Genomic DNA, 24881 nt, shown 5'->3' with positions numbered 1-24881 from the left:
TCTAATTTAAAAATCTTATCATATTATCTTGATAAAGTAATAAAAGTGTGGTAAGATGTAAGTATCAATAAGTTAGCAAGGTAAATAGCTATCGAGAAGACTCAGATTTTACTAATAATTAACAGAAAGGATTTATAATGTTTAATTATAAAGAAAACGATTTTAGTTCATATAAGACGATTTTTACCCAGCTTGGAGCGGCAGTAGGTGCTTATTCTAGCTTAGTTTTAAAAGATAATATAATTTTAGTATTCCTAGCTTGTCTAGGATTTGGGTATCTCGTTGGCCACATCCTCGATAATAAAAAGATTTGCTAAAATTTAGGATAATGAGCAAGCCCTTCCTCCCTTTTGGTCAAAATAAAATGCTTTATTAAATTTTTTTAACTAGACTTGCTCATTAAAAAAGGCCCCTCATGGGGCCCTGTTTTTTTATAAAATTTCTTGAGCAAGGATCAAAAGCCCTAGGGTGGCTGATCTTCCATCATATTTTGGTCTAACAATATAAGAATCTAAATCAGGTAGGTCTACATAGCCATTCATCAAGTCCTTAAACTTTTCTCTCACCTTTTCAATAAGGCCAGGAACTTGCATAACCCCGCCACCGAATACAATAACATCAGGGCTAAACATAAGGCTTGTGTTGTAGGCAGCCTGGGCAAGGTATCCTGCCTCTATATCCCAAAATTCATCATTTGGATCAAGATCTTGACCACTTTTGCCAAGTCTTTTTTCAATATTTGGACCAGATGCAAGGCCCTCAAGGCAGTCGCCATGGCACATACATCCGCCCTCGTAAGTATCTCTTGGATCTTTTTTAATAATCATGTGTCCCATTTCTGGGTGGCTAGCTCCACCTAGGAAATTATTATTTTGAACATAACCGCCACCCACACCTGTTCCAACAGTATAATAAGCAAGACTTGTCTTGCCCTTGCCGCAACCGACCTTGTATTCTCCATAGGCTGAAGCATTCACATCTGTTGTCACATAAATTGGCACAGAAAAATCTTCCTCAAGATATTTTACGATATTGAAATCTTTCCATCCCTCTTTAGGAGTATTTAAAATCTTCCCATAATCATCCGAATCTGGATTCACCTCAATTGGGCCAAAAGAGCCTATAGCAATTGATTCAATTTCGTCCTTATACTTTGCAAAAAAATTTTTTATGTCAGCGAAAGTCTCAACAGGCCTTCTGGTATCAATCCTGATTTCGTCTTTAACCTCTAAATTCCTATCGCCAACAGCACAAATCATCTTAGTCCCGCCTGCTTCTAATATGCCGAACATAAACCCTCCTAGTAAAGATTTCTTTTTTATATTTTACCATAAATGTGTTCTATATTTAAATACCATTGATAAACCTATTTGATTTTCAAAAATAAAACCAAGCTGGTTTTTCTTTTTTCTTTTATTTTAAAACCAATTTTTTTATGGAGGGCCAAAGATTTTTTATTTGAAATTGCCACTTCTGACCTTATTTCAGATCCCTTTCCCAAAAGACTTATAACTTCTCTCACTGATCTTTCACCGTAGCCAGATCTTCTATATTTAGGATTTGTTTCTAGGGCTTCTAAGAGGAAAAATTTCCCTTGGTCGTAGAGTCTGAGGGCCGATAAATAGGCTTTTTCGTCTTTTAGGATTGCCAGATAATTTTTGCCACTTTTTAAAAATTCATTTATAAGATAAGCCTTGTAGGCATCTCTTACTTTTTGATATAAAATATTTTTATCACTTTTTTCGTCAAAGTCCGAGCTGACCATAGATAAATTTTCCCAGTTGGATTCCTCATATAGGTCCATTAATTTTTCTAGGTCTATGCCTTCTATTTTGTTTGTAAAAACTACTTCCATCGCCAATATTCCCTGCCTTGTATTATTCACTAGTAATTATATAGCATTTTCAAAATAGAACCTAGTTTTAATAAAATTTTATTTTTTATATATCTTTGATTTTTGATAGAAGTTTGAAAATTAATTGCATATTGTTCGAAATTAAGTATAATTTTTTGGTAATGTTCACATAATACAGAACAATGTAGAAGGAAGGATATATATGAACAAAAAATTTAAGTTAACAGCCCTTGCTCTAGCTTTATCACTAGGTTTTGCAGGCTGTGCACAAGAAGCAGGTAAGAAGGTAGACGACGCTGCTAATGACGCTAAGGAAAAGGTAGAAGAAGTCGCAGACGACGCTAAGGACAAGGCAGAGCAAGTCAAAGATGACGCCAAAGACGCTGCAAAAGATGCAAAAGATGCGGTAGAGGATGCAGTAGACGAAGCTAAGGATAAAATGTCTGACGAAGAATTTGCCGCTGCCATAGAAGGCAAATTAGTTCTTAGAAGAAGCCTTAAGGCTCCACACGGCGAAGGCTCTTTTGCAAGAGTAGCTGTAGTTACAGATGGGGACAAAATTGTGGATGCGTCAATCGACGAATTCCAATATTTTGATGCAGATTCAGATTTCGTTGGTCTTCCAAACCAAGACGAAGACACAGAATTCAAGGCTGGTAATGCAGAAGGCAAAATCCTTGGTTCAAAGGTTGAGAATAACGACCAATATTCAGCTCTAATGAAAGAAAAAGCAGGATCAACAGTTTCTATCGCAGATAACTACAAGGCTATCCAAAATTTTGTAAAGGGTAAAACTATAGAAGAACTTAAGGAAGTTGTTGCTGGTGCAGAAGACGGCAAAGCTATCGATGCTGTCACAGGCGCTACCCTTGTTGATACAAAGGGCTACCTAGAAGCTCTTATCGAAACAGCTGAAGGTCGTGATAATGTAACAATCTTTGAAGCTGCAAATGCTGATAACATCAAAGTTCAACAAATCTTTGGTACAGCAGGCAACAAAAATGCTGTTACAGATACCTTTGTAGTCCTTGAAGGAGACAAAATTATCGCTGCAAACATTGACGAATACCAATACATGGAAGGTAAGGGTGTTCCAAACTCTGATAAGAAATTTGGCGAAAACTTTGCCGACAAGGAAAAAGTTCTAGCATCAAAACTTGAAAACAACGAAGCATATTCAGGTCAAATGAAAGAATATGCAAAGGCAACAAAGACTCTTAAAGAAAGTCTAAATGCTATCGAAGAATTTGTAGTAGGTAAAACTCCTGAAGAAATCAAAGAAGTAATCGACAGCAACGAAGCTGGTAAACCAGTAGATGCTATCTCAGGTGCAACACTTACAAGCACAGTTGGCTACCTAGAAGAAATCTACAAAGCAGCTACAAAATAAAATAATAGCATGCCAGAGAACCGAGACTCCTCGGTTCTTTTTTTGCAGCAAAAAAGACCTCGCTTTTTTTATCAAAAGCTAAGGCCTTTTTTTAATTTTTAATTTTTAATTTTATTCCTAATCGAAATTCGCATTTGCACCCAAAGGCCAATTTCAATTTGCTTTTTATTTTAAAAATCTTATCAAAAATGTTTTTGAAAGCTCAATTCTTTTCCATTTTAATTTGAAATTTTCACCAAAAATCCCCCAAAATATAAGGAAATTTATATATTATCTGGCAAGACGTCAATCTTGTTTTTTATATCTCTTCTAATGAAAATTACACAAACAATTCCATTTATCAACTCTGAAACCACAAAGGCCCACCAAGAAAATGTTAGGTTGCCAGTTTTGGTAAAGAGATAGAATACTGGAAGGAGGATTATTACCTGCCTTAAAAATGACTGGAAGATTGGGAACTTCCAATTGCCAAGGGCTTGAAAAATCCCACCAACACCTACAACTGAAGGAATAGACACGATTAAAGAAAGTGACACTATCCTAATCATAGGCACTCCAATGGCCCTCATCTCGTCTGTGGCTGCAAAAAGGTCAAAAATTTGTCCTGTGAAAATCCACATCAATAGGGCAGCAAGACCAACAATGGCAAAAGACGCCTTCATGGCAAGGCTGATCGCCTCCTTGATTCTGGCCTTTTTCCTCGCCCCAAAGTTATAGGAAACTATGGCCAAAAGGGCGTTTGAAATCCCAAACATTGGCATAAAGGCAAAGGACTGGAGCTTATACATAATTCCGTAAGCAGCTACAGCTGAAGAACCGAAGGTATAAAGTATGGCGTTCATGAAAAATAGGACAATAGATCCGATTCCCGACATAATAATCGAAGGAAGTCCTATGGAGAAAATCAAATTTAAGTTTTCAAAATGAAATTTAAAGCCCTTAAATTCAAAATTTACATCCTTGTTTTTCTTGGTGTGAAAAATTACTCCAACCAAGGCCCCGCTTATTTGGCCGATTACAGTTGCAAGGGCCGCTCCCCTTACACCAAGCATTGGAAAACCAAAAAGACCAAAGATCATAATTGGGTCTAGAATAATATTTATAATTGCCCCTGTACCCTGGGTTATCATGGTATAAACGGTATTACCTGTTGATTGGAGAGTTTTTTCGAAAAATATTTGGAAAAATACTCCCCCGCAAAATAACAAAATTACAAATAGGTAATCTTTGGTATATTGGATGATTTCTGGGTCTGTGGACTGGGCTTTTGCATAAAAATCTGAAAAGAATATGCCAAATAAAACAAAGGCCAACATAGAAATTGTGGCCAGAATAAGCCCGTGGGTCGCAATTGATGCCACTCTTTTTTTATCATCCATACCCAAATATCTTGATAAAAGGGCTGTTGTACCGATACCTGTGCCGACTGCAAAGGCAATCATAATATTTTGGACAGGAAAGCAAAGGGAAACAGCTGTGAGTGCCTTTTCTGAGAGCCTTGCTACGAAAATCGAGTCAACCAAATTATAGACTGATTGGACCAAGAAGGAAATAATTATCGGTAGGCTCATTTTTATCAAAAGGGAAGGGATTGGCTCAGTCCCCATCCTATTTTTATTTTCTAAAGATTCTGTCATATAAACTCCTTTCTCCTATAAACAATATAAAGAGATAGGGGCTATATGCCGCCTATCTCTGTTTTAATCGTATAGGTCTTTTTCTTGACGTTTGAGAGCATCTTTGACTCTCAAATTTCTCATAATTCCGTCGTCCACACTATTAATTATATGGATGGCTGAATTTTCATTTCTCTTTTTATCGTCAAATTCTTCTAAAAGACTTGGGTCAACGTGGTCTCTTGCCACGTTTTTATTAATAGCTGTAAGCATAAAAGGCCTTTTGGTCCTCTCGCTTACAGATTTTCCTAAAATCATATCTTCAGTTGCAATTTTTATCAAATTCACACCGGCAAGGGTTGAATAATAAAAGGTCCTGCCCTGTCTGATATTCATCTCTAGCGTATAGACCTTACCACTTTTGGCATCTTTTTTAAAGTCAAAATTGAAAAGTCCCTGGTAATCTAGGCTAGAAACAATTTTTTCTGCAATGGCGTACATTTCGGAATCTTCGTGGTCAACTTGGACTAGGTGGTTACCGACCCACATTGGCCTCATGTCAGATAAAAGGTTTCTGGCAAGAACCATTGAAACCTTGCCATCTTTTGACCTATATCCATTTAGGGAATATTCTGTGCCTTGGCCGCCGTAGATAAATTCTTGAACTATGACATGGCCTTGGTAGTCGCTATCGTATATATTTTCCAAAATTCTTATAGCTTCGGCTCTGTCCTTTACATGGTAGCCTTTTTGCTTGATTTTTATATCACTTCCTATGAAATCATCATATTCATCAGCTTTTAGGAATAATTCTCCATCTAAATTTAGGTCTTTGAAATTTTCCCTGTCAGCAAGAAATGTTCTTGGATAAGATACCCCTATTTTCTCTAAAATCTTATAGAATTCAGATTTCATAAGGAGTTTAGAAGCTTCTTCTGGATCTGGGTAAGGAATGTGAAAAGAAAAATCAAAGTCCTTGGCATTTCTCACCAAGAGGTCTACATAGTGTTCGGTTGGGGCAAAGAAGATAAAATCTTCTTCTGGCCTTGCTTTTGAAATCTTATTTAAAGTTTGAACAAAAACTCCATCATCTGATGAGAAATTTTTCTCAGTGTAACTGTCAGCTATTTTTGACTTATAAAAAGGAACTAGGACAGCTGACCCAGCTACAATCGGCTTTTTGTCAAAGGCCTCGTTAAAAGACCTTGCCACCGAATAAGAGTTGTGGTCAGTGCCTAGGATTATCGCATTAAAAGTCATGGCTTAATAGATTGACTCTCTTGACTTAGAATCTCTTTCTTGAGAGATTTTTGCTATAAAGTCAGCAAGTTTAACGTCTTTTGTTTCTTCGCCGTCCCTATTTCTAACTGTTAGGAGTCCTGATTCGATTTCCTTATCTCCTACTACTAGCATGTAGTTTGTTCTCATCATTTGAGCTGATCTTATCTTATAGCCTACGCCTTCGCTTCTTTCATCTACGCCTACTCTGAAACCTGCCTTTTCGATTTCTTTTGCGATTTCATGAGCCTTGTCAGCAAATCTGTCAGCAACTGGGATTACTTCTACTTGTCTTGGGTTAATCCAAAGTGGGAATCTACCTGCAAAGTGTTCTGTAAGAACGCCGATGAATCTCTCAATTGAACCAAGTAGGGCTCTGTGAAGCATTACTGGTCTTTTCTTTTCGCCATTTTCATCTACATATTCAAGCTCAAAGTTGGCTGGAAGTTGGAAATCAAGCTGGATTGTACCGCATTGCCATTCTCTCTTAGCTGCATCTAATAAGTGGAAGTCGATTTTTGGACCATAGAAGGCACCGTCACCTGGGTTTATTTGGTATTCTATTCCACGTTCTTCTAGGGCTTTCTTTAATTGGTCTTCAGCGAAGTCCCAATCTTTTATATCTCCCATATAGTCATCTGGTCTGGTTGATAATTCTATTGTGTATTTAAAACCAAATGTAGAATAAAGAAGGTCTGCAAGGTCGATCATTTTGTAAACTTCTTCCTTAATTTGAGATGGAAGGCAGTAAACGTGGGCATCGTCTTGAGTGAAAGTTCTTACTCTGAATAGGCCATGTAAAGTACCAGATAATTCGTGTCTGTGAACTTGGCCAAATTCTGCAAGTCTGATTGGTAGGTCTCTGTAAGAATGTTGACGAGATGCATAAGTTAAAACTGAACCTGGGCAGTTCATTGGCTTAATTGCATAATCTTCGTCATCTATCTTTGTGAAATACATATTTTCCTTGTAGTGATCCCAGTGGCCTGATCTATGCCATAGGTCTTCATTTAGGATAAGTGGAGTTTTGATTTCTCCATAACCGCTATGGTCAAGAACACCCCTCCACCAATCAAGAAGCTCGTTCATTAAAATCATGCCGTTTGGATGGAAGAATGGGAAGCCTGGTCCTTCTTCGTGGAAGGCAAATAGGTCCATTTCCTTGCCGATTTTTCTGTGGTCACGTCTAGCGATTTCTTTTTGTAATTCTTCGTATTCTTCAAGATCTTTTGCCTTTGGGAAAGAAATTCCGTAGATTCTTTGAAGCATAGCCTTGTCAGAATCTCCCCTCCAGTAAGCACCAGCTATTGCCTTAAGTTTTATAGCCTTGATTTCTTTTGTAGATTCAAGGTGTGGACCCCTGCAAAGGTCTGTGAAAGCATCGCCCATTTTATAAAGGGTGATTAATTCATCTGCTGGTAGGTCTTCGATTAGTTCTACCTTGTAGTCTTGACCCTCTTCCTTAAACATCTTAAGAGCCTCATCTCTTGAAATTTCAATTCTTTCTAGCTTAAGGTCTTTTTTGGCAATTTCTTTCATTTTCTTTTCGATTTGCTCAAGATCTTCTGGAGTAAATCTGTGTTCAAGGTCCATATCATAGTAGAAACCATCTGCTATGGCAGGGCCTATAGCAAATTTTGTTTCTGGCCAAAGTTCTTTAATGGCTGCAGCCATAACGTGGCTTGATGTATGCCAGAAAATTTCCTTGCCTTCTTCATCTTCAAATTTTACAACTCTAAAGTCAGCGTCTTCTTCGATTGGCTCAGCATAGCCCATAACTTTTCCATTTACAACCGCACCAACAGCTGCCCTGTAAAGACCCATTGAGATGTCTTTTGTCACATCGCCAACAAGAACGCCTTTTTCGTATTCTTTTACTGATTCGTCTGGTAATTTAATCTTAATCATATCTTCTCCTTCATTTTTAAATCACGAATAAAAAAACCGCCCCACTACCCTCTCGGATAATAGGACGGCAAATTTCCGTGGTTCCACCTAATTTTTTACTCATTAAGGCTGTATCGTAGTCATACGTCTTGCTTATTCACAAGAAACTCAGGGTTGGTATTCAGTCGAATTTATCTAAGGCTTCGCACCGCCAGCCTCTCTCTGCAAGTAAAAATCAACCTACTAATCCCGTCATAGTCTTTTATTATGTAAATACTTTACTCAATCTTTAAAGTATTGCAAATAAAAATCAAATATATAAAATTTCTTTGCCCAGGCTTAAAATTTTTTTAAGGCATTAAACTTGAATAAAAGCCCTAGTATTTGATATACTTAAGTAAATGATAATTTCCTTAAGGATAGGAGGAAAAATGAAAAACATATTAATAACCGGTGGGGCGGGCTATATTGGCAGCCACACTGCAGTTGAGTTATTAAATAAAAATTACAATGTTATAGTTTATGACAATCTCTCAAACTCTTCAAGAATTTCTATTGACAGGGTTGAGGAAATTACTGGCAAAAAAATTAGTTTTTATAAAGCAGATATTTTAGATAAGACAAAACTAAAGGAAGTCTTGGTTAACGAAAAAATTGACGTTCTAATCCACTGTGCAGCATTGAAATCAGTTGGGGAATCAGTAAGTAAACCTCTTGAATACTACCACAACAACCTCACAGGAACCCTTACAACCCTTGAGGCTATGAAGGAAGTGGGCTGTAAAAACCTCATTTTTTCTTCATCTGCAACTGTCTATGGCAATCCAAAAAGCGTTCCAATTACAGAAGATTTCCCAAAAGGCGAGTGCACCAACCCTTACGGCTGGTCAAAGTCTATGATGGAGCAGATTATGATTGACCTTCAAAAATCAGATCCTGCGTGGAAGATCGTCCTTTTGAGATATTTTAACCCAATTGGTGCCCACAAGTCAGGTAAGATTGGCGAAGACCCACAAGGAATTCCAAACAATTTGCTACCATACATCGCACAGGTAGCCGTTGGTAAACTTGACTATCTCAGAGTTTTTGGAGATGACTATGATACAGTAGATGGGACTGGAGTTAGGGATTATATCCACGTTGTCGACCTTGCCAAGGGCCATGTTTGCGCTATAGATAAGCTTGACAGTCTCGACGGAGTTTCAATAATAAACCTTGCCACAGGAAACGGATATTCGGTCCTTGAAGTTGTGAAGGCCTTCGAAGAAGCCTCTGGCAGAAAGGTTCCATACAAGATTGTAGGCCGCAGGGAAGGCGATATTGCCAAGTGTTTTGCTGATGCGACTAAGGCTTACAAAGTCCTAGGCTGGAAGGCTGAAAACGGCATCAAAGAAATGTGTGAAGATTCCTGGAGATGGCAAAAAAATAACCCTAACGGTTATGAAGAAAGGAAATGAAATGAAAACTAGTCTGGTAGTTTTGGCTGCAGGCATAGGATCAAGATACGGAGCAGGCATCAAACAGCTTGCAAAGATGGACGAAAACTCCTATACGATTATTGATTATTCAATCTTTGACGCCATAGAAGCTGGCTTTGATAAGGTTGTTTTCATAATTAGAAAAGATATAGAAAAAGATTTTAAAGAGGTCATAGGATCTAGGATTGAAAAATTCATAGAAGTCGAATACGCCTACCAAGAAATGGCTTTACCAGCTGATTTTAAGGCTCCTTCTGATAGGACTAAGCCTTGGGGGACAGTCCACGCTGTTCTTGCGACAAAAAACCTTGTTAACGAGCCATTTTTGGTAATAAATGCCGATGACTACTACGGCAAGGGAGTCTTTAGGGACCTCCACGATTTTTTGATGACTTCTCCAGCTGAAAAAGACGGCAAAATCCAAGTTGCCATGGCAGGCTACAAATTGAAAAACACCCTATCTGATAACGGCACAGTTACCAGGGGCGTTTCTGTCGGCAATAAGGAAAACAAACTTGTAAATATAATAGAAACCCATGAAATATCATACAATAGGGAAACTGGGGATTTTTCCTCCAAGGAAAATCTTGGCCCAGACTTATTAAACCTAGATAGTCTTGTTTCTATGAATCTTTGGGCGTCTTTTCCGGGCTTTATTGACCTAGCTTATGAATATTTTATTTCTTATCTCGAAAAAAATAGGGAGAATCTGGATACTTGCGAATACGTTCTGCCAGAAATGATTGGCGAGTGGATAAAAAAAGATTTGGCAGATATTTCAATAATCCCTACCAACGAAAAATGGATTGGAATCACCTACAAGGAAGACCTAGGCCCTGCCCAAGAAGCCTTTGGCCAAATGTTTGATGAGGGAATTTACCCAAAAGATATTTGGAAAGAAAAATAAAATCTATTAGAACTTACTTTGATAGCCTAAATATAATACTATAAGCTCCCTAGCAAATAGGCAAAAGAAATTCTCCTCAATTAAAAAAAACAACAAAGTAATTTTTGCTAAGAAGTTTATAAATCTTTTATCAAAAAAATCCCGCTTTTGCGGGATTTTCCTTTTTGCTTATTTATTTAAAAAATCATTCTCTATTAGTTTTTAAATTATTTCTCTTTATTTTCTCCGACCTTGCTTGTCTTTCCAGACTCTTTTCTTGCATGGCCCCTATTTTTTTCTATGATTTCCTTTAGAGTTTCTACTTTTTCCCTATAGTCATTCAAGTCTTTGAGTTTAAAAGACCAATTTAGGTCGTTTAAGGTTGAAGGTTCGTTTATCCTTGCTTCTTTTCCAAAACCTAGGATGTCTGCCAAAGATACTATTACATAGTCGCTTTCAACTCCCATGACAAAATCAAAGAAATCATCCCTAATGTCCCCATGATCAATACCCAAGTCTTTGAAATATTCTTTTAAGGATTCATGCTGGTCGTCGGTTAATTCATCGTACCATTGGAAGAGGGTCTTGTTGTCGTGGGTACCTGGATAGGCCACAGAGTTAGCTGTCGCTTCTATAAAATGATCTTCCCAAGGTCTTAGGTTTTCTTGGATGATAACCATGCCCTTTAGGTCGTAATGGTCTCTTAGTTTATAAACTCCTGGCATCATTGTTCCAAGGTCTTCTGCAATAAATTCTACATCTTTTAGTTCTTCTGTAATTTTATCGAAAAGTTTAAAACCTGGTGCATAGATCCATTCGCCTTCTACAGCTGTGTCGTTTTTCGCATCTATTTGCCAATAAGTGTCAAAGGCTCTAAAGTGGTCAAGCCTTACAATATCGTATAATTTTGCATTGTAGGCTAGCCTATCTATCCAGAATTTGAAGTCGTCTTTTTCGAGCTCATCCCACTTATAGATTGGATTTCCCCATCTTTGGCCAAGATTAGAGAAGGCATCTGGTGGAACTCCTGCTATTAATATTGGCTTACCTTCCTCGGTAATTTCAAAATATTTTTGATTTTGCCAAACATCTAGGCTATCAAGTCCCACATAAAATGGGATGTCACCTATGATTTTAAGACCTTTTTCATTAGCATATGCCTTTAATTTCATCCATTGTTGATAAAATATATATTGGATGAAAATCTCATAAGCAATTTGATCTTGGTATGGGCTAAGGTCAAGCTTTCTGTCAATGATCCATGATTTTTGCTCTGCTGGCCACTCATTCCAAGCGATTAGGCCGTTGTCTTTTTTGAAACTTATAAAGACTGCATAATCGTATACAAAGTCAAATTTTAAAAATTCCTTATAGGAGTCGGTCTGGTCGAGCTCTTTTTCCTTAAATTTTTCGAAGGCTTTTTTTAGATATTGACCTTTAAATTCTCTTACAAAGTTATAATCAACCCTATCCTTTTGCTTAAGTGGTGCTATTCTCTTATCTAGTAGCCCATCTTCATAGAGCATATCTAGAGATATATAGACCTCATCTCCTGCATAGGATGAATAAGGTTGGTAAGGTGAATTTCCGTAACCAAGAGGGTTTAGGGGAAGGATTTGCCACATATCAAATCCAGCTTCTTTGCTTGTGTCTATAAAGTCATAGCTAGCCCTGCCAAAATCCCCTATGCCGTGGCTGCCGTTAAGGCTAGCAAGGGGCCATAAAATTCCTGCTTTTTTCATGTTCACTCCTCCTTTATTTTGGCTGTTGTCTGGCCGATAAAAAGTTCGCCAGCGTAGTTTATTACTTTCTTATATTCTTTTCTATTAATTATGTTAAATAATTCTTTTACTGATGTGTAGGCAATCTTGCTTGTAGGCTGAACTATAGTTGTGATTGGTTTTATTAAAAATTCATTTATCTCAAGACCATCAAAACCTGCCACAGAATAATCCTCTGGAACTGACTTTCCCATGTCATTTAGGGCCTTGATAGCTCCTATTGCCACAAAATCAGAGATAGCGTAAATTGCAGTACAATCAAGCCCTTGGCCTACAATTTTTTTACCAGACTCATAGCCATGGTAAAGGGAATAAGGGTTTAATCCCTTTGGCGGATATATTACAAGATTTTCATCAAATTCTATATCATGATCAGCCAAGGCTTTTTTATACCCTTCAAACCTCAAACTTCCTATACTTAAGTCGTTGGCTCTTGCGGCTATAAAGGCGATTTTCCTATGGCCTAGACTTATTAAATAGTCCACCATCTTGTAAGATTCCTTGAAATCGTCGACCCCTACACAAGTTGAGTTTTTGTTTACTATTTCTTTATTTATTATGGTAGTCATTGAATAAGGGATACCCAAAGTTTTTAATTTTTCTTGGTCATCTCTAAGATCACCACCGAGGAAAATTATCCCTTCTGGCTTTAATATCTTGGCCATCTTCAAAGCTATATCCACTTCTGATGAATGTTCTTCTACCTTATTTAAAACAAAGGAATAGCCAGTCTTACTTATCTCTTCTTCAATAACCTTGATCATTGGCGTAAAGAATGGGTTGGTAATACCCTTGATTAGGACTGCTATAGTTTTATTTTTGCTTATTTTTAGATTTCTGGCATTTGTATCTGGCTCATAACCAGTTTCCTTAATTGTCTTTAGGATCCTAGCCCTGGTTTTTGCGCTAATACCTTCAGCATCATTAATTGCCCTAGATACTGTACTTACACTCACACCGCATATATCAGCTATATCTTTTATTGTTGGCTTAATCATAATAGACCTACCATCCTGAAATTCCATTTGTAGCTAGGTCTATATTTTTTTCCTAGACCAAAATAAACTAAATCAAATACTTTAGATTTCAAAAAACTAAGCAAAGCAAAGATTTTGATATGATTCTTTATAATCTTTTGCATATAAACTCCTTTATAAAGGCTATGGCCCCTTTCATCTAAAATAAATGAAAAGTCATTATCAATAACAATCTTTCAATCTTTTCCGAATATTCTTTCCTAAGGGCAAGTAGGGATAATTTGTGATAATCAAGACCGCTGATAATCGCATAACTGGGGTATTTCGGTACCGTTTCCGCAATTTAAATATATCATATATAAGTAAATAAAGCAAGACCTTAAAGCTTTTTTTCTACTTATTTTTTTATTTATTGGTGAAACCGATTTTTTATTTCCTATACCACTATATTTAGCCTTATAAATATAATGTTTTTTTCGTACTAATAAGTACAATTGGATAAATTTCCCAATGAATTTTAAATCAAAATTTCTTCTATACTTTCTTTATGTTATAATAAAATAAGGAGGATATATGAAGAATAGAAAATCCCTGGTTTTTCTTCTGGGCCTAGCCCTTATCTTTTCTGCTTGCAAAAATGATAAGCCAGCCAAAGTCCAAAACGAAAAATCACTTGTAATAAAAAGTGAAGATCAAATCCAAGATGAAAACCTAACCGATGATTTTTATGACTTGGTAGATAAAGCCAACAAGGACCTAAGCGATGAGGAAAAAACTTTTTTGGCAAAGACAATAAAGGCCATTGATACTAAGGATGTAGACAGTCTTTCCAAAAATTTAGGTGAACCTCTTAAAAACCAAATCGGCGGTGATTTGAGAGTTCTTTCTGATAAAATCCTTCCAGTAGACTACGCAGGTCCAATTTTAGAAATCAAAGAAATCACAAAAAAGGATGATTCCTTCCTTATCATTGGCAAATGCGAAAAAGATTCCTTAGTGATTTTGCTTAATAAGGACGGAGATTACCTAACAAGCCTTGATATCAAACTTCTTTCAACAGTTTCAAAAAATAAGAAGCTTAAAGAAGACAACCAAGACTTTGTAGATAGGGCCTACTATATTATCGACTGCCTTAAAAACGGCGATAAGGACTCCTTTGCTAAATACGCCAAGGGTCTAGGCCAGACTGGCGATGACTTTGACAAGATGTACGAGGGCCTAAAAAACGACCTTGCCATGGCGGGCAAGACCCTAACAGATAAATCCAAGGTCAAGGTTTCCTATGCCAAGGACCTAATAAAAACAGCCCCAATCGACCAAAACCTAGTTGATGTCACCCTGGTTTTCACCTTTGAAAACATAGAAAAAATCGTCTACGACTTTACCTTCACAGAAGATATGGACCTTGTTGCCATTGAGGTAAGTCCTGACGAAAAAGACAATTAAAAAAATTGTGATTTTAAAATTCCGATATATAAAATAAAAAATAAAAAAACGCCCAGCCTTAAGCCTAAACTTCCAATCCTTTTTTGGATTTCTAGTTCCTAGCCTTTGCTGGACTTTTTTTAATTTTCTTCTTTTTCTTCAGTTTGTGTTTGGGTATTTTCCTCAGTTGGTTTTTCCTTTAATTTCCTAATCCTGCAGGCCTTTATCCTGTTATCCTCCATGTAGAGGATTTTTATTTCATAGCCGTTGTAGATTATGGTTTCATTGTCGCCCGCTTCTGGTATATAACCAAGCTTATCGATAATAAAACCGCCGAGTGAGTCGTAATTTTCGTTTTCTTCATCGATGTCTATAGGAATTTTTTCGTTTAAATCCTTGATTCCAATCGAAGCTTTTACAACAAAGACGTTTTTGCTGTTGATTTTTATCTCTGGAATATCGTAGTCAAAGCTATCTTCCATATCGCCCACGATTTCTTCTATCAGGTCTTCCATGGTAATTACACCTGAAAAACCACCGTATTCGTCAATCAAAATCGACATGTGGATATGGCCCTTTTGCATGTCAGAAAAAAGCTTGTCGGCTTCGATCTTATCCGGCGCAAAGTGGGCAGGTCTGATTAATTTTTCTATGTCTACATTATAAAGGCCAACCTTGGTCGCTTCGAGTAAATAGTCTTTGGTATACAAAACACCCAAAATATTATCAACATCATCTTCAAAAATCGGAATCCTGTTATGGCGAATTTTTATAAATTCATCCATGTATTCCCTGTCCTTGTCGTTGATGTCAATCATAAAAACATCAGTCCTTGCTGTCATGATTTCTTCTACAATTATGTCGTCAAAGTTCATGATGGAGTGGATCATCTTTGATTCCATAGGCCTAATAATACCCTGGTCTTCACCAATTTGGACGATTGATTTTATCTGCTCGTTGGTGACTTCCTTTTGAATAACACCAGCCTCTATGCCAAAAATTTTCATGATGAAATTTGTCACCTTGTCTGTGACAAGGACAAAGGGCTTAGTTATAACAAGGACAAGCCTTAGGGTCCCTGTGGTCTTTAGGGCAAAGTCCAAGGGGTTTCTAACCCCAATTCTTTGGGGAATCTTGTCAACAAAAATTATCTTAACTACTATGTAAAACAAGATAGTGATTAAAAGAGCAGTCTTTATGGAAATATTATCCATAATAAAATTTGAATCTCTTATCATGTCGGCAATAAAAGCGACTGTGATTAGGGATAAAACTGAATTTATCATGGAAAATGACTGGTTTAGCCTGTCTTGGTTGGATGTTATCTTCAACAAAACTTCAGCATCCTTGCTGCCTTTTTCTTCTAAATCACGGAGCTTATCCTGAGAAAGGCTAATCACTCCAGTATGAAGGGCTGTAAAAAACCCATTTACTAAAATTAATCCAATTACTATTAATACTAAAAGTAAACTGTGGTAGGGAACAGAGTCCATATTTTCTCCTTAAAAAATGTAATATACCTTGACTATATCTACAATACCGGCCCTTGTCAAAGCCAGGGCCTATTTGTCAATCTTTTTAAACAAGAAATAGCAAATGATGACGCTTAGGATAGAAAGTCCAATGATGTACATATAGCCAAATTCCCAGCTGAGTTCGGGCATATTTTCAAAATTCATCCCATACCAGCCAGTTAAGACTGTAATTGGGGTGAAAATCGTAGTGACAACTGTGAGGATTTTCATGGTTGAGTTCATGGAAAGATCCATTTTTGAATCGTAGGAGTCCTTGACATTGGTGATGTAGTCGGACAAATAAGAAATATTTGACGAATATCTTTCAACCCTGTAGGCCAGGGATTTTAGGTGTTTGATGTCATCTTCATCAAAGATTTCATTTTCATTTTCTACAAAAACTTCGATTGTGTCTAATAGTCTCTCGTAGGATGTGTAAAGATTTAGGGCCTTGTGCCTGTTATCAGAAATCACTCCAATCTTATCCTTGCTCGACTTGTTATTTGTTATAGAATCCTCAATTTGGGCTGTAGAATTTTTTATTGAATCAAAAATCCCTGTGTGCCCGTCAATTAAAGCTGTGATAAAGTGTTTTAAGGCACGGCCTGGCGACCTTGATGAAAATCTCTTAGCAACCATCTTATCAAAGGCACGAGTGGTAGAATCATCCTTATCGTACATATCAACTATGACTAGCCTGTTATTTTCTATATAAAAACCGATAAGGTCTGATGTGTCGAGATTGCCCCTGATGTCTAAAAGCTCCAAAATCGCAAAGGTGTAGGTGTCTTCTACTGCCACATAGGATTTTTTGCTATTATCTGTGACAAGTAAGTCAACCAAGGCATTATCGAGCTTATATTTTTTTGCAAAGTCAATAAAATCAGCCTTTCCCAAATACATTAGGTAAAAGTCGTCGTCTTCTATGGCATCGTAAAACTTTGGCATGGTTGTTTCTTCAAAGCCATTGTCCGTATCAAATTTATAAATATATTCCATATAAACTCCTGTTTTTCAAATGTCTTAATCATTCTATGGGTAGGGGGCTTCCTTGTCAAAAATCCCCAGCACTTAGGCTAGGGATTTGACGCGGTTTTTGTATTTTAAAACTACCATAAATACCATAATTGCAAAGACGCCAAAAGCAAGGGAAATGATTGCCGAATGGGTAAAACCTGCTATGATATAGGAAAGGCTTGCAATTCCTGCTACAGTTAGGCCGTAAGCCAACTGGGTTTTGACGTGGTCAACGTGGACGCAACCTGCACCTGCCGATGACATGATGGTTGTATCTGAAATTGGCGAAATGTGGTCACCGCAAACCGCCCCAGATAGGCAAGCAGATATGCCTATGAAAAATAGAGGCTCTCCTATTTCAAACATGGCAGTTATGATTGGGATCAAAATCCCAAAAGTTCCCCAAGATGTTCCTGTGGCAAAGGCAAGGAAAATCGCAACCACAAAGATAACTGCTGGTAAAAATGAATTTAGGCTGCCAACTGCCCCTTTCATGAGATTTCCAACAAATTCTTGTGAACCCAAAAGATCGTTTGAAATGTTTTTAAGACTTGTGGCCATGGTTAAGATCAAAATCGCCCCAACCATTGAAGAAAATCCTTCGGAAAGACTTTCCATTGACTTTTCAAAGCTAATCACACCCCTAATTACAAAATAAATTATGGAAATAATTAGGGCAGACAAAGACCCCATAGCTAGGGCCACAGATGAGTCTGTATTGGCAAAGGCATTTACAAAGTCTCTGTAAAATTCACTTGCAGAATCAAAAAATCCGCCAACGTAGACTAAAGATAAAACAGAAACTACAATCAAAACCAAAATCGGGAAGATAAGGTCAATCACTTTTCCATTTGGATTGCCATCCTCAGCTGTAATCTTTGTTGTCTTAACTGCGCCAAGGTCACCTGTTTCTATGGCTTTTTTCTCAACACCCTTCATAGGTCCAAAGTCGTTATCAAAAAGAATGATTGAAACGACAAAGACCAGGGTCAAAAGCGAATAGAAATTGAAGGGAATAGCCCTTACAAACATTTCAATCCCTGAAATCCCCTCAGCATAGCCAGAAACCGCCGCCGCCCAAGATGAAATAGGGGCAATCATACAGATAGGAGCTGCTGTTGAGTCTATGATGTAGGCAAGTTTGGCCCTTGAAATCTTGTAGGAATCAGTCACAGGCTTCATTACAGAGCCCGATGTCAGGCAGTTAAAATAATCGTCAATAAAAAGCATTGAACAAAGGAAAAAGGTCGAAAGCTGGGCGGCCTTTCTCGATTTAATCTTTGAGTGGGCAAATTCTCCAAAAGCTCTTGACCCACCCGAATGATTTATCAAAACAACCATGATTCCCAAAACCACAAGAAAAATAAAGATCCCTGCAGTCTGAGAAACAGAAGCTATAAGACCCTTTTCAACAACATTGTCAAGCGACTGAGACAAGGACCCACCTGATCCCAAAATCCCTCCGACCAAAATCCCCAAAAACAAGGACGAATAAACTTCCTTGGTCAAAAGCGCCATAAAAATCGCAAGCACAGGCGGAAAAAGCGCCCAGGCAGTGGCAAAAGTATCCTTCCCACTAAGGGAAATATATATTGATAAAATTATAGAAACAAGCCCCACAAAAAGGGCAAGTTTCATATTTTTCTTCTTCATAAAAACCTTCCTCTATCTAAAATAATCTGTAATAAAAATAAAAGCTTATAAATAAGCACGGTTAACATTATACTTAATTTTGAAATATAAGAAAGGAAGATAAGCTTTTATCTTGTTTTTTGCAAAAATCTTTGTATTTTTAAGATTACACGTCTAAAAACGGGTAAAAAAATATCAGGAGGGATAATAATGAATATATACAAAGAATTAATTATTTGAAGCCTTGCTTTAATAGTTCTAATTGTATCTATCTACATGTCTTATAAAACTCACCAAATCGAGTACGGATGGATAATAGGAACAGGCCTTATAGCTATAGGGTCTTTTGGCCAGTATTTTTTAGTTCGCAAAAAAGAAAACCAAGCTTAGGATTTTCTAGCCGTAGATCATCACCACTATAAATAACCACACAAAAACCACCAGTCGCCTGGTGGTCTTTTTTTATCTTTCTTCTGAAATTATATCTTTTACCTTCATCAAACGAGAGATGGTTGCTCTTTCATTTTCTTCTAGTTTGGCTCTGATGTATTTGATTGTTTCTTCAAGGTCTGGGATAGTCCTGTATTCTAGAGCGTTTACCCTTCTTCTTGTTGATTCAATCTCATCTGCCATTAGCTGGGTTGTTTTTTCTAGCTCAGCGAGTTCGAGTAGCCTATCTGTGACGTGGTTTAATTTCAAAATCGCCTCGTCTAGGCCCACGCTTGTTGTGGCGTAGCCGTATGGAAACATTGAAGCTTTTTCGTTTACATTTACCTTAAATTCCATCTTAGGAATCCTAACACTCATGACGTTTTTTGTTGTAATATCAACGCCAACTTCCTGGGTTGGAAAGCTTACCGCTTCTTCGAGGATTTCTGGACTCATGAAGGCTGATGCCATAAGGAAGGCTGCGAAGGAATCTGATAGTTCCTTTTCTACATCTTCCCTGAGTTTTTTATTCTCCCTAATCAATTCAAGAAATTGCCTCATTAGTTCATCTTGCTTGTCTTTTAGGAGTTTGTATCCTCTTTTGGCGGTGGCAAGTCTTCCCTTCAGGGTGTTTAGGTTCATCCTAGTAGGGGTTACCTTTAATCTTGCCATAGGCTAGTCCATGTATTTTTCTATTAGGGCGTCGTCAATTCTCTTAAGCTCTGATTTTGGAATTATCTTTAGAAGTTCCCAACCTAAGTTAAGAGTCTCTTCGATTGACCTATTTGTGTAATAACCTTGGTTGATGTATTTTTCTTCAAAGGCCTTGGCAAATTCTGCAAAGGCTAGGTCTGCATCTGATAAAGCAGAGTCGCCTAGAATCTTTTGAAGCTCTCTAGCGTCCACACCTGATGCGTAGGCAGCGTAGATTTGGTTCATGGTATCTGCATGGTCTTCACGGGTCTTGCCCTTGCCTATACCCTTATCCTTAAGCCTTGATAAGGATGGAAGGATAGAAACTGGTGGAGCTATACCTTGGTTATAAAGGCCACGGTCTAGGATAATTTGTCCTTCTGTGATATAGCCTGTCAAATCTGGGATTGGGTGGGTAATGTCGTCTTCTGGCATTGATAAAATAGGAATCTGGGTAATAGTTCCTGGTTTGCCACGAAGCTTACCTGCCCTTTCATAGATTGTAGAAAGGTCTGTATATAAATATCCTGGATAACCACGTCTGCCTGGTACTTCCTTACGGGCTGCAGATACTTCACGAAGGGCCTCTGCGTAGTTGGTCATGTCTGTCATGATTACAAGCACTTGCATGTCCTTTTCAAAGGCTAGGTATTCTGCACAAGTAAGGGCCATTTTAGGTGTTGAAAGACGTTCGATAGCTGGGTCGTCAGCAAGGTTCATAAAGAGTACTGAACGGTCGATAGCACCTGTTTTCTTAAAGTCATCCATAAAGAATTGGGCTTCTTCGAAGGTGATACCGATAGCTGCAAAGACTACCGCAAAACCTTCATCATCTCCTAATACCTTAGCTTGTCTGGCGATTTGGGCTGCTACTTGGTTGTGTGGCAGACCGTTTCCAGAAAAGATTGGAAGTTTTTGGCCCCTTACAAGGGTGTTTAGGCCGTCTATGGTTGAAATACCTGTTTGGATAAATTCTGATGGGTAGTCTCTTGATACTGGGTTAATTGCAGTACCATTAACATCTCTCTTATCTTCAGGAATTATTTCAGGACCATCATCTATAACTTCACCTAGGCCGTTAAAGGCACGGCCTATCATGTCTTCGCTTACAGCAAGTTCTAGAGGTCTTCCCAAAAATCTTACTGATGTAGATTCAAGGTTGATACCTGTTGATCCTTCAAATAGCTGAACCATGGCACGGTCTTTATTGATTTCTATAACCCTGCCCCTTCTATGCTCGCCTGTTTGAAGTTTAATATCTACTAATTCTTCGAAGTTTACTCCCTCAACGCCTTCTACAAGCATAAGAGGGCCAACTACTTCTGTTACTGTTTTATATTCTTTTAACATCCGTCTATGCCTCCTTTATTAGCTTGCTAATTGCTGAGTCGATTTCAGATCTGATTTCATCAAATCTTTCCTTGTTGTCTTCGCTAATTAGTTTTAGTCTTGAGATTGATTCGTTAACGTCAAGGCCTTCGATTTGTTTGATTTCAACACCTTTTGATAGGGCTTCTAGGCACTTATCATAGTTATAAAGAATGATGCCTAGCATCTTATCTTGCTTAGCCAAAGAGCAGTAGGTATCCACATCGTGGAAGGCGTTTTGTTGGAGGTAGTCCTCTCTGATAGATTTAGTTACATTTAATTTTAACTTATCATCATCAGATAGGGCATCACGTCCTACAAGCCTTACTACTTCTAATAGACCTGATTCTTGTTGTAATAAACTCATGGCACGTTTTCTCATAGTTGAGAATTCTTCGTCAACATTTCCATCTATAAACTTATCCATCTTATCTTGGTATAAGGAATAAGAGTTTAACCAGTTGATAGCTGGGAAGTGCCTTTGGTAAGAAAGGTCGTAATCAAGTCCCCAGAAGACCTTAACAATACGTAAGGTAGCTTGGGTAACTGGCTCTGACATATCTCCACCTGGAGGAGATACGGCTCCTATTACTGAAAGGGTACCAATATCTTCCCTATTTCCTAAGACCCTAACCTTACCGGCTCTTTCGTAAAAGTCTGCAACACGGCTGGCAAGATAGGCTGGATAACCTTCATCACCTGGCATCTCTTCCAAACGTCCACTCATCTCACGAAGGGCTTCTGCCCATCTAGATGTAGAGTCGGCCATCATAGCTACGTTATAGCCCATGTCCCTGTAGTATTCTGCAAGGGTAATACCTGTGTAGATTGATGCTTCCCTGGCTGCTACTGGCATGTTTGATGTATTTGCTATTAGGACTGTACGTTTCATGATTGATTCACCAGTTTTTGGGTCAACTAGTTCTGGGAATTCATTTAGTACGTCTGTCATCTCGTTACCACGCTCACCACAACCAACGTAGATTACTATGTCAGCGTCAGCGTACTTTGCTATTTGGTGTTGGACAACGGTCTTACCTGAACCAAATGGTCCTGGGATTGCTGCTGTACCGCCCTTGGCAACTGGGAAGAAGGTATCAATTACCCTTTGACCTGTAATTAGGGGTTCGTTAGGGTCGATTTTTTCCTTGATTGGTCTTCCTTGCCTTACTGGCCAGTACTGGATCATATTTATTTCTTTATCGCCATCTTCAGTTTCTACGACAGCAATGGTGTCAGCTACTGTAAATTCGCCAGCTTTTATATCTTTTAATTTGCCGCTTATTCCGTAAGGCACCATAACCTTGTGGGTAATAACTGTGGTTTCTTCTACAGTTCCTAGGATATCTCCTGCAACTACATCGTCTCCGACCTTTGCAAGAGGTTCAAAATCCCAAAGTTTTTCCCTGTCTAGGGCTGGTGCTGTTACTCCTTTTTCTAGGAAATTTCCTGCAAGCATTTCAAGTTTTTCAAGTGGTCTTTGGATACCATCGTACATTCTCTCGAGCATACCAGGTCCAAGCTCTACTGATAGAGGTCTTCCTGTTGACCTAACCTCATCGCCAGGGCCTATACCAGTTGTCTCTTCGTATACTTGGATACTTGCGACATCTCCCCTCATCTCTATTATTTCACCGATGAGCTTATCCTTTGATACCTCAACCACGTCATAGATATTAGCATCGGTTAGGCCTTCTGCCTCTATTAGTGGTCCAGATACTTTAGTAATTTTACCTATATTCAAATTAAGCTCCTTTAATTTAGAATGTTGGCTCCGACTGCCTTTTCAACCGAGCGGTTGATATCAGCAAGGCCAATACCCATTGATCCCTTATTGGATGGGATTAGGATGATGGCTGGAGTCATAGATTCTCTGTATTTATCTATAGTTTCCTGAACAAGCTGGGCCATTGCTTCGGTTATAAAAATTACACCGTAGTCTTCGCTGGCAAGCTTGTCTATTAGTTTACTTGCGTCTTTTTCGTCAATGGCTGTAAAGGCGTCAATTCCAATGGCTTTAAAAGCTAAAATCGAATCCTTATCGCCAATTACTCCAATTTTATACATAAGTTTCTCTTAACCTTTCCCTAGTAAAGTCTTTTGGAAGTGAATTTAACTTAGAGATAAAGATTATCCTTAGGTTTTTAATCTCTTGCTCCTTGGCAATCAAAAATCCTAACAAAACTTCTGGGCCATAGGTCATAGACTTGGCGTTTTTTGCAAAGTCCATAAAATGATCGTCGATGGCCTTTTCTAGGTCAAGAAGATTTTCCGAATCCTTTTTATCCCTATCTAGGCTTTTCTTAAGATATGAATTTACCTTAAGGCTTGAAGTCTTAGAAACAATCTCATTTACATCCATGCTTATCATAGCAAGGACGTCATTCTTATCGAGATTTCCGCCTTCTATTAGGGAATTTTTCAAATGATCAAAATCAAGTTTTTGACCCCTTATTCTTAAAAGGGTCTTGATATTGACAAGGTCTATCGCTTCTTTTGTGTAGGCAAGGAGTGATTCTATCCCAGTTGCCTTAGCAAGGGCGAGTTCTCTTTCATAATAGGACTTATCTAGAGATATGTCTATCATGGCTGGGTTTTCGCTTTCCCTATAAGCTTTGAGTGCCTTTTGGGCATAGGCGAGGTAAATTTCCCTGTCTTCTTTTTTCCCAACAGAGGCAAGGCTTACTTCCCCATCTGCAGACTTCAATAATTCCCTTTTTATAAAGGCTGTGTCTACATTTGCCATAGGCGAATAGATTTTTGAAAAATCTTCTTCTTGGATAATTTCTTTTACTAAAAGTTTTAGGTTATGAAAATTATATTTTTCGATTAGGTACTGACTGATATTTTTATCAGGAGTCACCTCGGCTATTTTTTCATAGACCTTTACTAATTCCTTATTTAGGATTTTTTCGTACTCTTCATCCCTATCAAGTTCTGATATTGCGCTGGCATAGGATGAGTCGTTTAGAGCATTTAACACTTCGCTTAAACTTTCATAGTCATTTAGTCTTTCAAGGTCACGGGCCTTAAGCAGATCATCTTCATAAATCCTGGTGGACGTAGAAGCTGCTATGAAGTTTTCTCTTTTCATATTTCTTCCTTAGTAAAAAGTGCGTCAGATATTATTTTTTTGATTTGGTCTTTTTCATAATCAATTATTGATGAAAAAGAATTGTCATAGGTGACATTGCCGTCTTTTATTATAAAACCATCATCTGTGGTCTCGTTTGAAATCTTAAGTCCCTTTAGGTCGTCTGAATTAAAGACAGATGCCATTCCTTCTTTGAGGATGATTTCTGCATTTGATTCCGGGAAGCCCTCAAGCCTTTTAAGAACAAATCTTTTATAGGATGCCTCATCTAGGTTTTTAAGTTCAGTTAAAACCTTATCTAAAACTTGGTTTATAAGGTCGTTTTTTGCTCCTATTTTTATATCACGGGCCTTACGAGATGAAGAAAGCTCTTCGTTTGTAAGGGTTGTTGCAGCTTCTTTTTCTGCTTTTTCCATGATTACTTTTGCCTCTTCGCTTGCCTTTTTCTTGGCTTCATCAGTGATTTCCTTGGCCTCGGACCTTGCCTGATCTAATATCTGATTTTTTTCTTCTTCTGCTTTGTTTTTTATAGATTCTAATATTAAATCAAGATTATTCATA

Annotated in this window: 21 protein-coding genes and 1 other annotated feature; of the genes, 5 read left to right on the top strand and 16 right to left on the bottom strand. The window is 37.9% G+C overall.

The window, feature by feature from the left end; genetic code table 11:
* The first annotated feature begins 137 nt into the window (after positions 1-137).
* Positions 138-317, top strand: a complete 180-nt coding sequence (locus AC1EJ5_RS00185) for a hypothetical protein (protein WP_479813811.1) — start codon at positions 138-140, stop codon at positions 315-317.
* 114 nt (positions 318-431) lie between these two features.
* On the opposite strand, the gene AC1EJ5_RS00180 is transcribed toward AC1EJ5_RS00185, so the two are convergent.
* Together AC1EJ5_RS00180 and AC1EJ5_RS00175 are read right to left on the bottom strand one after the other, a co-directional pair.
* The gene (locus tag AC1EJ5_RS00180; RefSeq protein ID WP_479813809.1) at positions 432-1292 is read right to left on the bottom strand and encodes an ROK family protein; all 861 of its coding nucleotides are present in this window, start codon (positions 1290-1292) and stop codon (positions 432-434) included.
* Between the two features lie 74 nt (positions 1293-1366).
* Complete coding sequence (locus tag AC1EJ5_RS00175) at positions 1367-1855, bottom strand: GNAT family N-acetyltransferase (RefSeq protein WP_479813807.1); 489 nt, start codon at positions 1853-1855, stop codon at positions 1367-1369.
* Positions 1856-2057: 202 nt separating this feature from the next.
* On the opposite strand from AC1EJ5_RS00175, the gene AC1EJ5_RS00170 reads away from it, so the two are divergent.
* Complete coding sequence (locus tag AC1EJ5_RS00170) at positions 2058-3245, top strand: uL1 family ribosomal protein (protein WP_479813805.1); 1188 nt, start codon at positions 2058-2060, stop codon at positions 3243-3245.
* 263 nt (positions 3246-3508) lie between these two features.
* Here the strand turns inward: AC1EJ5_RS00170 and AC1EJ5_RS00165 are convergent, their stop codons facing one another.
* The 3 genes from AC1EJ5_RS00165 to thrS all read right to left on the bottom strand — a co-directional run bounded on the left by AC1EJ5_RS00165 (position 3509) and on the right by thrS (position 8047).
* Positions 3509-4882 carry an MATE family efflux transporter gene (locus AC1EJ5_RS00165; protein ID WP_479813803.1) on the bottom strand — a complete coding sequence of 458 codons (1374 nt, stop codon included), beginning with the start codon at positions 4880-4882 and terminating at the stop codon, positions 3509-3511.
* Positions 4883-4945: 63 nt separating this feature from the next.
* On the bottom strand, positions 4946-6121 hold the full coding sequence (locus AC1EJ5_RS00160; RefSeq protein WP_479813801.1) for a carboxylate--amine ligase: 1176 nt from the start codon (positions 6119-6121) through the stop codon (positions 4946-4948).
* Positions 6122-6124: 3 nt separating this feature from the next.
* Positions 6125-8047 carry a threonine--tRNA ligase gene (gene thrS / locus AC1EJ5_RS00155; RefSeq protein ID WP_479813799.1) on the bottom strand — a complete coding sequence of 641 codons (1923 nt, stop codon included), beginning with the start codon at positions 8045-8047 and terminating at the stop codon, positions 6125-6127.
* Between the two features lie 57 nt (positions 8048-8104).
* Positions 8105-8291: a binding site (T-box leader), on the bottom strand.
* 166 nt (positions 8292-8457) lie between these two features.
* On the opposite strand from thrS, the gene galE reads away from it, so the two are divergent.
* Together galE and AC1EJ5_RS00145 are read left to right on the top strand one after the other, a co-directional pair.
* On the top strand, positions 8458-9483 hold the full coding sequence (galE, locus tag AC1EJ5_RS00150) for a UDP-glucose 4-epimerase GalE (protein WP_311486694.1): 1026 nt from the start codon (positions 8458-8460) through the stop codon (positions 9481-9483).
* A gap of 1 nt (position 9484) precedes the next feature.
* Complete coding sequence (locus tag AC1EJ5_RS00145; protein ID WP_479813797.1) at positions 9485-10411, top strand: sugar phosphate nucleotidyltransferase; 927 nt, start codon at positions 9485-9487, stop codon at positions 10409-10411.
* A 206-nt stretch (positions 10412-10617) separates the two neighbouring features.
* On the opposite strand, the gene malQ is transcribed toward AC1EJ5_RS00145, so the two are convergent.
* Positions 10618-12132, bottom strand: a complete 1515-nt coding sequence (gene malQ / locus AC1EJ5_RS00140) for a 4-alpha-glucanotransferase (protein WP_479813795.1) — start codon at positions 12130-12132, stop codon at positions 10618-10620.
* Positions 12133-12134: 2 nt separating this feature from the next.
* On the bottom strand, positions 12135-13169 hold the full coding sequence (locus AC1EJ5_RS00135) for a LacI family DNA-binding transcriptional regulator (protein WP_223418290.1): 1035 nt from the start codon (positions 13167-13169) through the stop codon (positions 12135-12137).
* 552 nt (positions 13170-13721) lie between these two features.
* Here AC1EJ5_RS00135 and AC1EJ5_RS00130 point away from each other — a divergent pair.
* A complete protein-coding gene (locus tag AC1EJ5_RS00130) occupies positions 13722-14594 on the top strand; it encodes a hypothetical protein (protein ID WP_479813793.1) in 873 nt (290 codons plus the stop codon).
* A gap of 119 nt (positions 14595-14713) precedes the next feature.
* Here the strand turns inward: AC1EJ5_RS00130 and AC1EJ5_RS00125 are convergent, their stop codons facing one another.
* From AC1EJ5_RS00125 to AC1EJ5_RS00085, 9 genes are all read right to left on the bottom strand, one after another.
* Positions 14714-16066 (bottom strand): hemolysin family protein, encoded by a 1353-nt coding sequence (locus tag AC1EJ5_RS00125; RefSeq protein ID WP_479813791.1) that lies wholly within the window; start codon positions 16064-16066, stop codon positions 14714-14716.
* A gap of 69 nt (positions 16067-16135) precedes the next feature.
* Positions 16136-17086 carry a magnesium transporter CorA family protein gene (locus AC1EJ5_RS00120; RefSeq protein ID WP_479813789.1) on the bottom strand — a complete coding sequence of 317 codons (951 nt, stop codon included), beginning with the start codon at positions 17084-17086 and terminating at the stop codon, positions 16136-16138.
* Positions 17087-17158: 72 nt separating this feature from the next.
* Positions 17159-18757 carry a Na+/H+ antiporter NhaC family protein gene (locus tag AC1EJ5_RS00115; RefSeq protein WP_479813787.1) on the bottom strand — a complete coding sequence of 533 codons (1599 nt, stop codon included), beginning with the start codon at positions 18755-18757 and terminating at the stop codon, positions 17159-17161.
* A gap of 441 nt (positions 18758-19198) precedes the next feature.
* On the bottom strand, positions 19199-19837 hold the full coding sequence (locus AC1EJ5_RS00110; protein ID WP_223418297.1) for a V-type ATP synthase subunit D: 639 nt from the start codon (positions 19835-19837) through the stop codon (positions 19199-19201).
* Positions 19838-19840: 3 nt separating this feature from the next.
* Positions 19841-21208, bottom strand: coding sequence for a V-type ATP synthase subunit B (locus AC1EJ5_RS00105; protein WP_311486686.1), 1368 nt, complete (start codon positions 21206-21208; stop codon positions 19841-19843).
* A gap of 4 nt (positions 21209-21212) precedes the next feature.
* The gene (locus AC1EJ5_RS00100) at positions 21213-22970 is read right to left on the bottom strand and encodes a V-type ATP synthase subunit A (RefSeq protein WP_223418299.1); all 1758 of its coding nucleotides are present in this window, start codon (positions 22968-22970) and stop codon (positions 21213-21215) included.
* Positions 22971-22981: 11 nt separating this feature from the next.
* Positions 22982-23293 (bottom strand): V-type ATP synthase subunit F, encoded by a 312-nt coding sequence (locus AC1EJ5_RS00095; RefSeq protein ID WP_348937818.1) that lies wholly within the window; start codon positions 23291-23293, stop codon positions 22982-22984.
* Positions 23286-24320: a V-type ATP synthase subunit C gene (locus AC1EJ5_RS00090; protein ID WP_479813784.1), complete on the bottom strand. Its 1035-nt coding sequence runs from the start codon at positions 24318-24320 to the stop codon at positions 23286-23288. Before AC1EJ5_RS00090 ends, AC1EJ5_RS00095 begins: the two co-directional genes overlap by 8 nt.
* Positions 24317-24880 carry a V-type ATP synthase subunit E gene (locus AC1EJ5_RS00085; protein WP_479813782.1) on the bottom strand — a complete coding sequence of 188 codons (564 nt, stop codon included), beginning with the start codon at positions 24878-24880 and terminating at the stop codon, positions 24317-24319. The genes AC1EJ5_RS00090 and AC1EJ5_RS00085 overlap by 4 nt, the downstream gene beginning before the upstream one ends.
* Between the last annotated feature and the right edge of the window lies 1 nt (position 24881).

It is taken from the genome of Anaerococcus sp. C0059F3, from assembly GCF_056590475.1.
Note: the sequence above shows the minus strand (reverse complement) of the source record. Positions and strands in the feature narration are given on the sequence as shown.